Genomic DNA, 15,045 nt, shown 5'->3' with positions numbered 1-15,045 from the left:
TCAGGCAAATTGTCAGGCATTCGGTACACAACGTCGCATGGTACGGCGCTCGCTCGCCGGGTTATCGTCTTCCGGCTCGGCAATGCAGGAGCCCAACCATGCATTCTGGAATCGGAGCCGCCTTCACTGGTCTCTTTCTCGGGCTGTGGGCGTCGGCGGCTGCTGCCGACGGAAGCGTCAAACAGATCAGCGCTGCCGGTACGACGTTCGGCTATGTCGAGCTCGGGCAAGGCGACCCCATCTTTTTCGTGCATGGGGGCTTTCAGGACTATCGTCTCTGGAACGAGCACCTGCCGGTGTTTTCAAAGAACCATCTCGTCATCGCCTATAGCCGGCAGAATCACTACCCCAATGCGGCAAGCAATGACGGCCTCCCTGATGGCGCGGCAGACGTGCATGGGGAGGACTTGGCTGCAATTTTGACCGGCCTCGGCGTCAAACGGGCGCATATTGTCGCGCACTCGTCTGGCGCGCACGCCGCTCTATTCTTCGCATCCAATCATCCCGAGATGGTGCGAACGCTCGTGGTCAACGAACCTCCGGCCCAAGGCCTGCTCGCCGGAAGCCCGACAGGCGCGGACGTCCTGAAACAATGGGGCGCTCGATTTACGTCTGCGCGCGAAGCATTCAAGAAAAATGATGTCGATGCAGGGCTGTGGCTCTTCGCCGACGGCGTGGGCGGACCTGGCACTTACGATCGGCGGTCGCAAGCCGAGCGCCAAATGATGCTGGACAATGCGCCTTCGGGGGTTGCGGACGTCACCTCACCTCGCCCGCGTCCGGTGTTCACCTGCGAGATGGCAAAGCGCATTTCGGCACCAACACTCGTGACGACTGGCGAGCGCAGTCCGGAGTATTTCCATCGCATCGTGGACGAACTGGAAAAATGTCTGCCGCAGGCCACGCGAGCAAAAATACCCGATGCGTCCCATACGGTCCCAAGCGAAAATCCCAAAGCTTATGACGAGGCGGTGCTTGCCTTCATCGCGCTTCACTAGGAACAGTGGACCTGCCGCCTTGCGGGGTAGGCAGGAAACGGAGTTCAGCTAGGCAGCCGACCGCGGCCTCAGCGCAATCGCACAACCGGGGATGCCTCCGGCGCAGTGTCCTGTGTGGCCTCGGCCTGCGCCTCGTCGATATCGGCAGACTTCGGCAGCGCCTCCACCACCTCGATGCCCTTGCTGTGGCAGATGGTGGCGAGGCGTTCGGGCAGTTCCTGATCGGTAACGAAGGTCTGGATCTGGGTGATATGGGCGATGCGCACCGGAGCACTGCGGCGAAGCTTCGTCGAATCGGCAACCAGCATGACGCTGCGGGCATTCGCGATGATGGCCTGCGCGACCTGGACCTCGCGATAATCGAAATCCAGCAGCGCGCCCTCCTCGTCGATCGCGGACGCACCGATGATGGCGTAATCGACCTTGAACTGGCCGATCAATTGCGTTGCGGTCGAGCCGACCACGGCGCCGTCGGCACGCCGCACCGTGCCGCCGGCAACCACCACCTCGATCCGGGGATGGCGGTAGAGCAGCATGGCTACGTTGAGATTGTTGGTGATGACGAGCAGATCCTCGTGCGAGGTGAGCGCGCTCGCGACCTCCTCCGTCGTGGTGCCGATATTGATGAACAGCGAGCAGCCGTTGGGAATGAGCGAAGCGGCCGCCATCCCGATCGCCTTCTTCTCATCGGCGGCGACGAAGCGCCGGGCCTCGTAGGCGAGGTTTTCGACGCCGGACGCGATGATGGCGCCGCCATGGATGCGGGTCAGCGAGCGGCGCTCGCAGAGATCGTTGAGATCTTTCCGGATGGTCTGCGCCGACACCTCAAAGCGGCGGGCGAGTTCTTCGACCATCACGCGGCCGGAGGCGCGCGCGATGTTGAGGATTTCGGCTTGGCGATGGGTCAATCCGGTCACGGTGATGGCCTCAAAATCACTGGGTGCATGGTGCGGCGGATCGCGCGATCGGTCAATGCAAGAGCTGATCACGGTTAACGGACAAAGGGTCCTCGCTCCTCACCACGCCATTGCGGTCGCGAGCCGGGCGAGCAGCTCGGGATCGTCGAAGGCACTCGCGGAGGCGATCGCGCCGGCGGCAACAAGGTCAGCATGGCTGAGGCTCGTCCGTATCCCGATGGTTGGAATCCCGGCGGCCGTGGCCGACTGCACGCCCGAGCGGGAGTCCTCGAACGCGATCGAGGCTTGGGCGCTGGCACCGACGAAGCGCAGCCCTTCCCGATAGGGCAACGGATGCGGCTTGCCGTGCAAAAGCTCATCGCCGATCACGATCGCCTCGAACCGCTCCGTGATGCCGAGGCCCGACAACAGCAGCTCCGCATTCAGCCGCGGCGCGTTGGTGACGGCGACCATGGGAATGCCGGCAGCATCCGCCCGGTCGAGCAGCGCCATCAAGCCGGGCAGCGGCTCGATCTGTCCGGCCACCAGCGTGCGAAAGATCTCCTCCTTCTCGCCGAGGATCGCGACGCGGCGCTCGAGCGCTTCCTCGGTGAGAAACCGCTCGCCGATCGATGCATTGGAGAAGCCCTGGAGCTCCTTCGAAAAGCGCACGTGATCGAAGACATGGCCGCGGGGGCCGAGCACCTGGTTGAAAGCCTTCAAGTGCAGCGGGTCGGTGTTGGCGAGCGTGCCGTCGATATCGAACAGCAACGCCCTGCCGATGGCCTCGATCATTTCCGTACTTTCCCTCGCGCGCCGCGCATCAATGCGCAAGACGTATCAATATGACCTCGCTCGCGCAATGCAGAGCATTGCATGACGACGAGGTGACACTCGACAAAGTCGCGCGCGGCTGCAACACTCGCGGCAAGATCAAAAAGGAGGAAACGATGATCATCAACCGGCGCGAGCTGGCTCTCTCGACCCTGGCTGTCTCCACCATTGCCATCACAGCTTCCGGCGCGATGCCGGCGCAGGCCGCCTCGGCGGACGAAGAAGCCGTGGCGAAGAAGGTCGAGGCCTTCCGCCTCGCCCAGATCGCGGCCGACCCGAAGGCACTCGGCGCGTTATGTTGGGATGATCTGAGCTACAGCCATTCCAGCGGCAAGGTCGAGGACAAGGCGACCTTCATCGCCAACGCCACCGACGGCAAATCGAAATTCCTGTCGATCGAATACAAGGACCCGACCATCAAGGTCGTCGGCCCCGCCGCGATCGTGCGCTTCCATTGGGTCGCAGAGCAGGAGATGGCGGCCGATGGGAAAAAAGTGCCGACCAACCTTCACATCCTGATGAACTGGCAGAAGCAGGGCGACGACTGGAAGCTGTTGTCGCGGGCGGCGACGAAGCTGTGATGCTTCTTTCACCCTCTCCCCTTGTGGGAGAGGGTGGCTCGCCGCGCTAGCGGCGAGACGGGTGAGGGGTCTCTCTCCGCGAGAGATTCTTTTACCTCTGAATGTGCGGAAGCAACCCCTCATCCGGCGCTTCGCGCCACCTTCTCCCACAAGGGGAGAAGGACAACATGCGCGGCAAAAGATTCCGATCCCACGCTTCGCGCGCGCCCGGAATGACAGGCGGGGAGATCACGCCGCCTCCTTCACCTCGCCGTTAACGAGCTTGCTTGCAGCGCGCTCGGCTTCGCGGGCGTTGCGGAAGATTTGGCCCTCCAGGCGGTTGAAGCGGTGGGATGAGGCGAAGAAACAATAGCCTCCTTGATTGCGAACGACGATACCTGCGGTCTCTGAATTGACTTCGATGATGTAGCTGTCCGTCATGGCCCGTTGAGTCCTCAGTGCGGGCAAATAACGACGGTTCTGCCCAAAGGTTCCTAGGGCAAATCAGCCGTTTTCGTCCCCGAATCGACACGCAACTGAGTACGCCGGGACCTCATCCCTTTTATGACTGGTTCTTGGCGAAGCCGCGACGCGGCGACTCACAGATGCCGCGATCAGTAACGGCAATGACAACGAGGATGAGGCATCGCGCCGCGCGCGATTACGTCGCGATCGATGCGTCCGGCTGGCGAACCGCTTGCGGCCGGCCGTGCTCGTCGATCGAAACGTAGGTGAAATTTCCGTCGGTGACGAGGAACGGATTCTCCTCGCCGCGACGGAGCGCCCAGGCCTCGAGATGCACGGTGAGCGAGGTACGCCCCACGCGAACGAGATTGGCGTAGACCGAGACAAGATCGCCGACATAGACCGCTTTGCGGAAATTCATCGCCTCGATCGCCACCGTGACGGTGCGCGACTTCGCCACCTTCGAAGCGAACACGCCGCCACCGACGTCCATCTGGCTCAGCAGCCAGCCGCCGAAGATATCGCCATTGGCGTTGGTGTCGGCGGGCATTGCCAGCGTGCGAATGCAGAGGTCGCCGCTCGGCTCGGTGTCGGCCTGTTCAGTCATGTGCCTCTCACTTGAAATTATCCCAGCCCGGATCGGGCGCGAAGCGGCCGCCGAATCGTTCGGCCAGCGCGCGCAAGGTGGATACGACATTTTCCGCGCCGCGCGTGCGCGCATAATTCAACGGACCGCCACGGAACGGCGCGTAGCCGGTGCCAAAGATCATGGCGCCGTCGACCGCATCGGCATCGTCGACGATGCCTTCGCGAAGCGCCGCGACGCAGACGTTGGAGATCGGCAGGATCAGCCGGTCGATCATCTGGTCGGTGACACGCGGGCCGGTCTCCGGCAACGGCACCTTCTCCGCCTTGCCGTCCTTCCAGACGTAGAAGCCCTTTCCGCTCTTGCGGCCGAGCTCGCCCTTGGCGACCTTATCGCGCAGCCAGGCCGGCGTCGGCGGCAGCAGATCTCCGAACTTCGTGCGCAGCATGTCGCCGACGTCCAGACAGATGTCGAGCCCGACCTGGTCGGCGAGTTCGATCGGTCCCATCGGCATGCCGAATTGTTCGGCCGCCGCATCGATCAGGCGCTGGTCGATCTTCTCGTCCAGCATCACCATCGCTTCCAGCATGTACGGTGTCAGCGCGCGGTTGACGAGGAATCCGGGCGAGCTTTTCACGGAGAGCGGCAGGCGGTCGATCGCGCCGACGAAGGCAAGCGCCTCCTTCAACACCTGCGGGTCGTTGCCGTCATGGCTGACGACCTCGACCAGTTGCAGCCGCGACACCGGATTGAAGAAATGCAGGCCGACGAGCCGCTCCGGCCGCGCCAGACCGCTCTGCAGATCCTGGAGCGGGATGCTCGAGGTGTTGGTGGCGAGAATCGCGCCCGGCTTCATCCGCGGCTCGAGCCCGGCATAGACCTTCTGCTTGAGCTCGAGCTTTTCCGGCACCGCCTCGATGATCAGATCAGCGTTACGGACGCCCTCGCCGTCCATGTCTGGAACGAGACGATCGAGCGCGTCGCGCACCTCGGTGGGCTTGCGGATGATCTTGCCGTAGAGCTCGGCGGCGCGCTTGACTGCACCGGCGATCGGCTCCGCCTTCATGTCGGCCAGCGAGACCCGCAGCCCCTGGCTCGCTACCCAAGCGGCAATGTCGCCGCCCATGGCACCGGCGCCGATGACATGGACGTGCTTGACCGTGCTGCCGGTACCCGCCGCCTTCTTCATCTGCTCGCGCAGAAAGAACACGCGGATCAGGTTCTGCGCCGTCGGCGTCACCATCAGCCTGGCGAAGGATGCCTGCTCAGCCTTCAGCATCGCGGCCTTGCTGCCGCCATGGGCCTCCCAGAGATCGATCAGCGCGTATGGCGCCGGATAATGCTCGCGGGGGGCGGCCTTCGCGGCCTCGCTCCGCATGCGCTTGGCAAGCAGCCCGCGCACGGGACCAAAACTGGCCGCGCGGGTGAGAAGACCCGGCCGGGCCCGCTTCAGCCGGCCGAACAGCGCGTCCCTCACCGCGTTGTGGACGTGCCGCTCCTGCGTCACGGTGTCGACGAGGCCGAGCGATTTGGCGCGGCGCGCGTCGATGGTGCGGCCGGTCAGCATCAAGGCCATCGACTGGGTCGGATTCACCAAGGCGGTGAATCGCGCGGTGCCGCCGAGGCCGGGATGCAGGCCGAGCATCACCTCCGGGAAGCCGAAGCGCGCGCCGTCGATGGCGATGCGCGACTGGCAGGCGAGCGCGACCTCGAGCCCGCCGCCGAGGCAGAAGCCGTGGATCACCGCAACCGTCGGCAACCGCAGCGCCTCCAGATGATCGACCACGGCATGCGCGCCGCGGATGCGCGTCTCCACCATGGCAGCATCGCTGGCGCCGCGGAATTCGTTGACGTCGGCGCCGGCAATGAAACCGGACGGCTTTGCCGAACGGATCACGAGGCCGGCGGGGCGCTCGGTCTCGATCGCCGCGAGCACGGCGTCGAATTCCTCCATCACGTCCGCGGACAGCGTGTTGGCGCTGGCGTCGGCGCGGTCGAACAGCAGCCAGGCGATCCCGTCGGCATCGCGCGTCAGCTTGAAGTGGCGATAGGGCCCGGCGGCCGCGGGCTGAGGCCCGAGCGCAAGCACGCGATCGCCGAGCGCGGTCATGATCTTCGAATCCATGGTTACACCGCCTCGATCAACATGGCGCCGCCGAGCCCGCCGCCGATGCACTCCGTGGCAACGCCGCGGCGCGTGCCGAGCCGCTTCATGGCGTTGACGAGGTGCAGCACGATGCGGTTGCCGGACGTGCCGACGGGATGGCCGAGCGAGATCGCACCGCCATCGACGTTGAGCTTGTCGCGATCGATCTCGCCGGCCGCGTCGTCGAGGCCGAGAATCTCGCGGCAGAATTTTTCGTCATTCCAGGCGGCAAGGCAGCCGAGCACCTGTGTGGCGAAGGCCTCGTTCAGCTCCCAGGTCTCGACGTCCTTGATGGTGAGGTTGTTGCGCGACAGCAGCGGCGTCGCCGACATCACCGGCCCGAGCCCCATGATGCTCGGATCGAGCGCGGCCCAATTGCTGTCGATGATGGCAGCCTTCGGCGACAATTTGTGCTTCACCACCGCCTCGTCGGAGGCAAGGATCACCCAGGAGGCGCCGTCGGTGATCTGCGAGGAATTGCCGGCGGTGACCTGGCCCCAGGGACGCTCGAACACCGGCTTCAGCTTCGCCAGCGTCTCGGGCGTGGAGTCCGGGCGCACGCCGTCGTCATGGTCGAAGAATTTTCCGTCGCGGGAGAAGGCGGTCTCGACCTCGCCCTTGAGGAAGCCTTGCGCCTGCGCGTGCGCGAGCCGGCGATGGCTCTCGGCGGCATAGGCATCGGACTGCGCGCGGGTGATGCCGAAGAGATGGCCGACCACCTCGGCGGTCTGGCCCATGTTCAATTCGGTGATCGGATCGGTCAGCCCGCGCTCGAGGCCAATGATCGGCTTCAGGAAGCGTGGCCGCACTTTCAGCGCTGCGGCGATTTTTGCGGCCATGCCCTTCGCAGTGGCAAGCCCCGCGAACCAGCGCACGCCGGCATTGGGCCAGACCAGCGGCGCGTGGCTCAGCGCCTCGGTGCCGCCGGCGAGGATCATGTCGGCATGACCTTCGCGGATGTAGCGGTAGGCGCTGTCGATCGACTGCATGCCGGAGCCGCAATTGATCTGCACGGTGAAGGCGACCATGTCCTCGCCCATGCCGAGCCTGAGTGCCGCGACGCGGGCAGGATTCATTTCGTCCGCGATCACGTTGACGCAGCCGAGGATGACCTGGTCGAAGGCGGTGGGCGCGAACGGCTGGCGCGCCAGCAGCGGCCGGCCGCATTGCACGGCGAGATCGACCGGCGTGAACGGGCCCGGCCCCGAGCGCGCCTTGAGAAACGGCGTCCTGCTGCCGTCGACGATGAAAACCGGTCGTGCCATCAGCTCGCCGCCCTCTGTTCCCCGAGTTCCTGGAAGAACTGATGCACGTCGCCGGTTTTCTTGTAAATCGGCGACAGCGCTTCGGGCGCGAAATCATCGACCTCGATCACTTTTGCGACAGCTTCACCCGCCGCCGCAAGCTGCTCGCCTTCGGCCTGCGTGATCACGCCCTTGGCCGCCGCCTCCTTCCAGTCGTGGATATGCGCGGCCCGCATGCGCTTTGCGATCGCATCGGTGCTCGCGACCAGCTTGAACGCATGCTCCAGCCGGGCAAAGCCGCAGTCATCATCGACATGGGCAAGGTCCGGCGTGAGGCGGTCGCGCGCGGCCGACGGCTCCAGCACGAGGCTGGCGCATTGGTGCACGACGCGGTCGCTTGGGCCGAGCACGCGGGCGCCGAAGGGCTGGACCACGAGCTTGAGGATCCCTGCGACGAAGCGGTTCGGCAGATTGGCGAGAATCTCGGCGAACCTGTTCTCGATGGTCTTGAAGCCGGAGGCCATGCACCATTCGAGCGCGGCGAAATCCTCCTTCTGCCGGCCTTCATCATGCCAGCGCTTCAGCGCGGCCGAGAGCAGATAGAGCTCGGAGAGGATGTCGCCGAACCGCGCCGACAGCATCTCCTTGCGCTTCAGCGCACCGCCGAGCGTGAGCAGCGCCACGTCGGCGCAGAGCGCGAAGGCCGCCGAATAGCGCGAGAGCTGGCGATAGAACCGTGTCGCCTCGCCTGCGTCCGGCGCGGGCGCGAACGCGCCAAAGGTCCAGCACCGACTGAGGGCGCGGAACAGCGTCTGGAAGCTGTGGCCGACATGCTTCCAGAACGCCTTGTCGAAGTCGGTCAGCCCGCGCTCGCGGTCGGTGTCGGCGAGCGCATTCATCTCGTCGAGCAGAAAGGGATGGGCGCGGATCGCGCCCTGCCCGAACACGATGAGATTGCGGGTCAGGATGTTGGCGCCTTCCACCGTGATGCCGACCGGCACGGCCCGGTGCAGATTGCCAAGATAGTTTTGCGGTCCGTCGATCACCGCCTTGCCGCCATGGATGTCCATGGCGTCGTCGACCGCGGTTCGCATCCGCTCGGTCGCGTGCAGCTTCATGATGCCGGAGATGACGGCGGGATGAACGCCGGCATTCAGCGCCGCGCAGGTGAGCCGTCGCGCCGCATCAAGCTGGTAGGCGGTCGCGACGATGCGCGCGAGCGGCTCCTCGACGCCTTCGAATTTGGCGATGGAGATGCCGAACTGCTCGCGGATGCGCGCATAGGCGCCGGTGGTGCGTGCCGCCAAGGCCGCACCCGCGGCCGAGAGCGACGGCAAGGAGATTCCGCGTCCGGCGGCGAGCGCGGTCATCAGCATCTTCCAGCCCTGCCCGAGCCGCTCCTTGCCTCCGATGACGTAATCGAGCGGAATGAAGACGTCGCGGCCCCGGTTCGGGCCATTCTGGAACACCTGCATCGCCGGCAGATGGCGGTGGCCGATCTCGACGCCGGGCAAGCCGGTCGGGATCAGCGCCACGGTGATGCCGAGCTCCTCCTGATTGCCCACCAGATGATCCGGATCATAGGCCTTGAAGGCGAGACCCAGGAGCGTTGCGACGGGGCCGAGCGTGATGTAGCGCTTGTGCCAGTTGAGCCTGAGGCCGATGATCTCGCGGTCTTCGAAAACTCCCTTGCAGATGATGCCGCTGTCGACCATCGAGGCCGCATCGGAGCCGGCTTCGGGGCTGGTCAGGCCGAAGCAGGGAATGTCGCGACCGTCGGCAAGGCGGGGCAGCCAGCGTTGCTGCTGCTCCTTCGTGCCGAAGCGCATCAAGAGCTCGCCCGGCCCGAGCGAGTTCGGAACCATCACCGTGACGGCCGCCGCGATCGAGCGGGTCGAGATCTTGCGCACCACTTCCGAATGCGCATAGGGCGAGAAGCCGAGGCCGCCGAACTCCTTCGGAATGATCATGCCGAAGAATTTTTCGCGCTTGATGAAATGCCAGACCTCGTGAGGCAGGTCGCGCCATTCCCAAAAAATCTTCCATTCGTCGAGCATGGCGCAGAGCGCGTTGACCGGGCCGTTGAGGAAGGCCTGCTCCTCCTCCGTCAACGTAGCCGGGGCGACGCTCAGCAGTTTCGACCAGTCGGGATTGCCGGTGAAGAGATCGGCGTCCCACCAGACGTCGCCGGCTTCCAGCGCCTCACGCTCGGTGTCGGACATCGCCGGCAAGGCGCCGCGCGCGAGAGCGAAGATCGGCTTGGTGAGGGTGTCGCGGCGGAAGCTCATGGCAAAAACCTCATGATCGGCGCGGATGAGGAGCATTTTAGCGGAAAGTGGCCGACAGAAGTGAACACTTCGCCCGCAAAAAGAAGCGAATTGACGCGGCCGGGCGGCCCGCAGCGATAACGGCCGGGGCGCGGTGGCAGTTCCGGGAGGGGGATGGTGAGATGCCTCCACGCCGTCATTCCGGGGCGCGCCGTCAGGCGCGAGCCCGGAATCCATACTCTCGATTGTGGTTATGGATTCCGGGCTCGACGCTAACGCGTCGCCCCGGAATGACGGCGTGGCCGGCCTAATCCGGCCGGACCATCTCGAACATGTTTTCCGGCCTGATCTCGAAATAATCGCCACGGCGTCCGGCGCGGACGATCGGGCGGGCGGCGGCGGTCTGGTAGATGCCGTCCTTGATCATGGCCTTGTCGATGTGGACGGCGACGACCTCGCCGAGCGTCAGCCAGGCATCGGCCTCCCTGCCGTCGGCACCCTTGAGGCGGACGATGTCGGACAGGCGGCACTCGAAGGCGACCGGGCTTTCGGCAACGCGCGGCACGTTGACGAGCTTGCCCGGAACGGCGGTAAGGCCCGCGATCTTGAACTCGTCGACATCGGGCGCAACATGCGCCGCAGTCGCGTTCATGTGCTTGGCCAGATCCATGGTGGCGAGATTCCAGACGAATTCCTTGGCCTGCTGGATGTTCTCGACGGTGTCCTTCCAGTTGGTGGAGGAGAAGCCGATGATCGGCGGGGTGTAGCAGAACGCGTTGAAGAAGCTGTACGGCGCGAGGTTGACGTGGCCCTTGGCGTCGCGGGAAGAGATCCAGCCGATCGGCCGCGGTGCGATGATGGCATTGAAGGGATCATGCTTGAGGCCGTGGCCCTTGGAGGGCTCGTAGAAATGCAGGTCTTTGTCGGTCACGCTGATTTTTCCCTGATCGTCATTGCGAGCGCAGCGAAGCGATCCAGACTGTCTCCGCGGTGGGATTCTGGATTGCTTCGCTGCGCTCGCAATGACGGAGTCCGTTGATCCGTCTCGCTCGCAAAACCTTCCGTCATCCCGAAGCGGAATGACGGAAGGCCTGCTTATAGGGAGAAATTCCTCGGCCCGTCAGTGGCGTGGCGACAGACCCGCGATGACGAAATCGATCATCTGGTCGATGGTCGGGCCCGGCTTGGTGGCGCACTGGGCGATCATCTGCGGGTGGAAGAAGCGCATCATCGCGGTGCAGGCACAGAGCGAAGCGAGCTGCAGGTCCGGCGCCTCGAACTCGCCGGAGGCGACGCCCTGCGCGATCATCTGGCCGATAACCCCGGCAATACACTCCATGTGGGCGACGCAGACATCCCAATCTTCCTGCATGGCGATCTCGACCATCTCATGCAGCTTGGAATCGCCGACATAGCGCTCGGTGTTCATGCGGTTGATGGTGGTGAGCAGCTCACGGAAGCGGGGGATCACTGGACCCGGCCTCGCCACGATCCGCTGCGCCTCGAGCTCGACCTCGCCCATCAAGCCCCGCGCCACCGCCTGGTGGATCGCCTTCTTCGATTCGAAGAAGCGATACACGTTGGCGGGGCTCATCCTGAGCTCCTTGGCGATATCCCCGACTGTGGTCTTCTGATACCCGATCAGGCGGAACAGCCTCTCGGCCACCTCGAGGATGCGCTCCCGGGTGTCGCCTTCGATATGTTCCGCAGTCAGTGTCATCTGTCAGGACTCATCACTCGATACTCTTCATCTATTCAGCCGCCTCAGCAAGCGGAATTGCCGGCTCGGCATCGCTCCCATGCTGCGCCGCAGTGGCCAGCGTGGGAGACCCCGCCTCGTCCAGGCTCTTGCGGAACCAGAGGGCGTAGAGGCCCGGCAGGTACAGGAGCGTTAGGAAGGTTGCAACGAACAAGCCGCCCATGATGGTGATCGCCATCGGGCCCCAGAATGCCGAGCGCGACAGCGGGATCATGGCCAGGATGGCCGCGAGGGCCGTCAGCACCACGGGGCGGGCACGGCGGACGGTCGCCTCCACGATCGCCTCGCGCCGGGTCAGGCCGTGCGAGACGTCGGTCTCGATCTGGTCGACCAGGATGACCGTGTTGCGCATGATCATGCCGGCGAGCGCGATCAGGCCGAGCAGTGCCACGAAGCCGAACGGCGCGTTGGCGACGTTGAGGCCGAGGGAGGCGCCCACGATGCCGAGCGGCGCGGTCAGGAACACCAGGAACAGGCGCGAGAAGCTCTGGAGCTGGATCATGAGCAGCGTCAGCATCACCATGACCATCACCGGGAAGAGGATGAAGATCGAGGCATTGCCCTTGGCGGATTCCTCGAAGGCGCCACCCGGCTCGATGCGATAGGCCGGCTCGAGGTGGTCCTTGATCGCCTTCAGCTTCGGCGTGATCTGGTTGGTGACGTCAGGCGCCTGCACGCCGTCGACGACGTCGGAGCGCACGGTGATCGCCATGTCGCGGTTGCGGCGCCACAGGATCGGCTCCTCATGCGAGTACTCGATCTTGGCGATCTGCTGCAGCGGCACGGCAACGCCGTTGCGCGACGTTATGGTCAGATCGCCGACGCCGCCGAGGTCGAGGCGTTCGGACGGGATCGCACGCGCGACCACGCCAACCTTCTCAATGCCGTCGCGTACGGTCGTGACCTGCGCGCCCGAGATCAGCATCGAAAGCGCCTGCGACACGTCCTGCGGCGTCAGGCCCATGGCGCGGGCACGGTCCTGATCGACGACGAGCTTGAGGTAGGGCGACTGCTCGTTCCAGTCGAGCTGGACGTCCTTGACGTTCTTGTTCTCGCGCATGACGTCGCGAACCTGGTAAGCGATCTCGCGCACCTTGTTGGCGTCAGGGCCGATCACGCGGAACTGCACGGGGAAACCGACCGGCGGACCGAAATTGAAGCGGTCCACGCGGACGCGCGCCTCGGTCAACATGCCGTCGGCGACCGCGTTCTCGATCTTGGCCTTGACGCGCTCGCGTGCCTCGACGCCCTTGGCGACGATCACGATCTCGGCGAAGGCCTCGTTCGGAAGCTGCGGATTGAGGCCGAGCCAGAAGCGCGGCGAGCCTTGGCCGACATAGGCCGTGTAGGTCGCGATGTCCTTGTCGTCCTTGAGCAGTGTCTCGGCCTCCTTCACGGCCTTTTCGGTGACGTTGAAGGCAGTGCCTTCCGGCAGACGGAGCTGGAGGAACAGTTCGGGCCGCTCCGACAGCGGGAAGAACTGCTGCTGGACGTGGCCGAAGCCGACGATCGAGGCGATGAAGATGCCGACGGTCGCGACCACCACCGTGATGCGGTGATTGACGCACCACTGCACGATGGCGCGCAGGCCGCGGTACATGCGAGTCTCGTAGACTGCATGCGGATCGTGGCTATGGTGCAGCTTCATGTCGGGCAGGAGCTTGACGCCGATGTAAGGCGTGAAGATCACCGCCACGAACCAGGAGGCGATCAGCGCGATCGCCACGATCCAGAAGATGCTGCCGGCATATTCGCCGACCGCGGAATTGGCAAAGCCGATGGGGAGGAAGCCAGCGGCCGTGACCAGCGTTCCCGTGAGCATCGGAAACGCAGTGGATTCCCAGGCAAAGGACGCGGCGCGGATGCGGTCCCAGCCCTGCTCCATCTTCACCACCATCATCTCGACCGCGATGATGGCGTCGTCGACGAGCAGGCCGAGCGCGATGATCAGCGCGCCGAGGGTGATGCGGTGCAGGTCGAGCGACATCGTGTTCATGACGATGAAGACGATGCCGAGCACCAGCGGAACGGACATTGCGACGACGATGCCGGTGCGCCAGCCGAGCGCGAGGAACGACACGAACAGCACGATCACGAGCGCCTCCATGAAGGAGTGCACGAACTCGCCCACCGCGTGCTCGACCACCTTGGGCTGGTCGGCGATCAGCTCGACGTCGACGCCCTGCGGCACCGCCTTCATGAACTCGGCGGTCGCCTTCTCGACCTCCTTGCCGAGCTCGAGGATGTTGGCGCCCTTGGCGGTGACGACGCCGATGCCGATCGCCGGCTTGCCTTCCTGGCGGACGACGAAGCTCGGCGGATCGGCATAGCCGTGGGTGACGGTCGCGATGTCGCCGAGGCGGAAGACGCGGCCGTTGCTCTCGACCGGGGTCTCGGCCACGGCCTTGGCACCGTCGAGCGCGCCGGTGACGCGCAGCGGCACGCGCTGCGACGAGGTCTCGACCGTGCCGGCCGGGGTCACGTTGTTCTGCTTGGCGAGCGAATCGAACAGCGCCTGCGGCGTGATACCCAGCGTCGCAAGCTTGGCATGCGAGAACTCGACATAGATGCGCTCGTCCTGGGTGCCGTAGACGTCGACCTTGGTCACGCCGGGCACCTTCAGGAGACGCTGGCGGAAACCTTCGGAGACCTTCTTGAGCTGGGCATAATCGGCGCCGTCGCCGGTCATCATGTAGAGGATGGAATCGACGTCGGAGAACTCGTCATTGACCACGGGCCCGAGAATGCCCGAGGGCAACTGGCCCTGCACGTCGACGAGCTTCTTGCGCAGAAGATAGAAGAGATAGGGCACGTCCTTCGGCGGGGTGTTGTCGCGGAAGGTCACTTGGAGCGCGGTGAAGGCGGGCTTGGAGTAGGTCTGCACCTTCTCGAAGTAAGGCAGCTCCTGGAGCTTCTTCTCGATGGGATCGGCGACCTGGGTCTGCATCTCCTGCGCGGTCGCGCCCGGCCACATCACGGAGACGTTGACCACCTTCACCGTGAAGAACGGATCCTCGGCGCGGCCCAGCTTCTCGTAGGAGAAGAAGCCGGCGGCACCGAGCACGATCATCAGGAACAGGACCAGCGTCGGATGGCTGACGGCCCAGGCCGAAAGGTTGAAGCGCTTCATCGCACTCTCCGTAAGACGATCCACTTGTCAAAAACGACAGCCACTCTGTTCAACCCGTCATCGCGAGGCAGCGAAGCAATCCAGGGGGCTGGGCAGGTGCTGGATCGCTTCGCCGCTTCAGCCTTGCGGCCGAAACTCACCTCGCAACGACGGAACTCGA

12 protein-coding genes are annotated in these 15,045 nt (G+C 64.7%); 2 read left to right on the top strand and 10 right to left on the bottom strand.

The annotated features are described in order from the left end of the window. The first annotated feature begins 98 nt into the window (after nt 1-98). A complete protein-coding gene (locus MTR72_RS19370; protein ID WP_280969479.1) occupies nt 99-998 on the top strand; it encodes an alpha/beta fold hydrolase in 900 nt (299 codons plus the stop codon). Nucleotides 999-1,066: 68 nt separating this feature from the next. Here the strand turns inward: MTR72_RS19370 and MTR72_RS19365 are convergent, their stop codons facing one another. Then, the gene (locus MTR72_RS19365) at nt 1,067-1,915 is read right to left on the bottom strand and encodes a DeoR/GlpR family DNA-binding transcription regulator (RefSeq protein ID WP_280969478.1); all 849 of its coding nucleotides are present in this window, start codon (nt 1,913-1,915) and stop codon (nt 1,067-1,069) included. 99 nt (nt 1,916-2,014) lie between these two features. Beyond that, nucleotides 2,015-2,689, bottom strand: a complete 675-nt coding sequence (locus MTR72_RS19360; RefSeq protein WP_280969477.1) for an HAD family hydrolase — start codon at nt 2,687-2,689, stop codon at nt 2,015-2,017. Between the two features lie 155 nt (nt 2,690-2,844). Here MTR72_RS19360 and MTR72_RS19355 point away from each other — a divergent pair, with 155 nt between their 5' ends. Next, complete coding sequence (locus MTR72_RS19355; protein WP_341510855.1) at nt 2,845-3,309, top strand: nuclear transport factor 2 family protein; 465 nt, start codon at nt 2,845-2,847, stop codon at nt 3,307-3,309. A 228-nt stretch (nt 3,310-3,537) separates the two neighbouring features. On the opposite strand, the gene MTR72_RS19350 is transcribed toward MTR72_RS19355, so the two are convergent. The 8 genes from MTR72_RS19350 to MTR72_RS19315 form a co-directional block, all read right to left on the bottom strand. Further along, nucleotides 3,538-3,729, bottom strand: coding sequence for a hypothetical protein (locus MTR72_RS19350; protein WP_280969475.1), 192 nt, complete (start codon nt 3,727-3,729; stop codon nt 3,538-3,540). Nucleotides 3,730-3,949: 220 nt separating this feature from the next. Further along, nucleotides 3,950-4,360, bottom strand: coding sequence for an acyl-CoA thioesterase (locus tag MTR72_RS19345; protein ID WP_280969474.1), 411 nt, complete (start codon nt 4,358-4,360; stop codon nt 3,950-3,952). Between the two features lie 7 nt (nt 4,361-4,367). After that, complete coding sequence (locus MTR72_RS19340; RefSeq protein ID WP_280969473.1) at nt 4,368-6,464, bottom strand: 3-hydroxyacyl-CoA dehydrogenase NAD-binding domain-containing protein; 2,097 nt, start codon at nt 6,462-6,464, stop codon at nt 4,368-4,370. Nucleotides 6,465-6,466: 2 nt separating this feature from the next. Continuing rightward, nucleotides 6,467-7,750 (bottom strand): acetyl-CoA C-acetyltransferase, encoded by a 1,284-nt coding sequence (locus tag MTR72_RS19335; protein WP_280969472.1) that lies wholly within the window; start codon nt 7,748-7,750, stop codon nt 6,467-6,469. Then, the gene (locus MTR72_RS19330; RefSeq protein ID WP_280969471.1) at nt 7,750-10,017 is read right to left on the bottom strand and encodes an acyl-CoA dehydrogenase; all 2,268 of its coding nucleotides are present in this window, start codon (nt 10,015-10,017) and stop codon (nt 7,750-7,752) included. Before MTR72_RS19330 ends, MTR72_RS19335 begins: the two co-directional genes overlap by 1 nt. A gap of 286 nt (nt 10,018-10,303) precedes the next feature. Continuing rightward, nucleotides 10,304-10,927 carry a flavin reductase family protein gene (locus MTR72_RS19325; protein WP_280969470.1) on the bottom strand — a complete coding sequence of 208 codons (624 nt, stop codon included), beginning with the start codon at nt 10,925-10,927 and terminating at the stop codon, nt 10,304-10,306. 189 nt (nt 10,928-11,116) lie between these two features. Beyond that, nucleotides 11,117-11,716 carry a TetR/AcrR family transcriptional regulator gene (locus MTR72_RS19320; RefSeq protein WP_280969469.1) on the bottom strand — a complete coding sequence of 200 codons (600 nt, stop codon included), beginning with the start codon at nt 11,714-11,716 and terminating at the stop codon, nt 11,117-11,119. A 31-nt stretch (nt 11,717-11,747) separates the two neighbouring features. Beyond that, nucleotides 11,748-14,885, bottom strand: coding sequence for an efflux RND transporter permease subunit (locus MTR72_RS19315; RefSeq protein ID WP_341510838.1), 3,138 nt, complete (start codon nt 14,883-14,885; stop codon nt 11,748-11,750). Nucleotides 14,886-15,045: the final 160 nt, after the last annotated feature.

Source organism: Bradyrhizobium sp. ISRA442 (assembly GCF_038085055.1).
Lineage (GTDB): Bacteria > Pseudomonadota > Alphaproteobacteria > Rhizobiales > Xanthobacteraceae > Bradyrhizobium.
The sequence above is the reverse complement of the archived record's forward strand: the minus strand, read 5'-3'. Positions and strand labels throughout refer to the sequence as shown.

What these genes read in the sequence shown, in the direction of transcription:
- MTR72_RS19360 (WP_280969477.1), bottom strand. Translation starts at nt 2,689, where the DNA reads ATGATCGAGGCCATCGGCAGGGCGTTGCTGTTCGATATCGACGGCACG.
- MTR72_RS19320 (WP_280969469.1), bottom strand. Translation starts at nt 11,716, where the DNA reads ATGACACTGACTGCGGAACATATCGAAGGCGACACCCGGGAGCGCATC.
- MTR72_RS19370 (WP_280969479.1), top strand. Translation starts at nt 99, where the DNA reads ATGCATTCTGGAATCGGAGCCGCCTTCACTGGTCTCTTTCTCGGGCTG.
- MTR72_RS19315 (WP_341510838.1), bottom strand. Translation starts at nt 14,885, where the DNA reads ATGAAGCGCTTCAACCTTTCGGCCTGGGCCGTCAGCCATCCGACGCTG.
- MTR72_RS19335 (WP_280969472.1), bottom strand. Translation starts at nt 7,750, where the DNA reads ATGGCACGACCGGTTTTCATCGTCGACGGCAGCAGGACGCCGTTTCTC.
- MTR72_RS19340 (WP_280969473.1), bottom strand. Translation starts at nt 6,464, where the DNA reads ATGGATTCGAAGATCATGACCGCGCTCGGCGATCGCGTGCTTGCGCTC.
- MTR72_RS19355 (WP_341510855.1), top strand. Translation starts at nt 2,845, where the DNA reads ATGATCATCAACCGGCGCGAGCTGGCTCTCTCGACCCTGGCTGTCTCC.
- MTR72_RS19350 (WP_280969475.1), bottom strand. Translation starts at nt 3,729, where the DNA reads ATGACGGACAGCTACATCATCGAAGTCAATTCAGAGACCGCAGGTATC.
- MTR72_RS19345 (WP_280969474.1), bottom strand. Translation starts at nt 4,360, where the DNA reads ATGACTGAACAGGCCGACACCGAGCCGAGCGGCGACCTCTGCATTCGC.
- MTR72_RS19330 (WP_280969471.1), bottom strand. Translation starts at nt 10,017, where the DNA reads ATGAGCTTCCGCCGCGACACCCTCACCAAGCCGATCTTCGCTCTCGCG.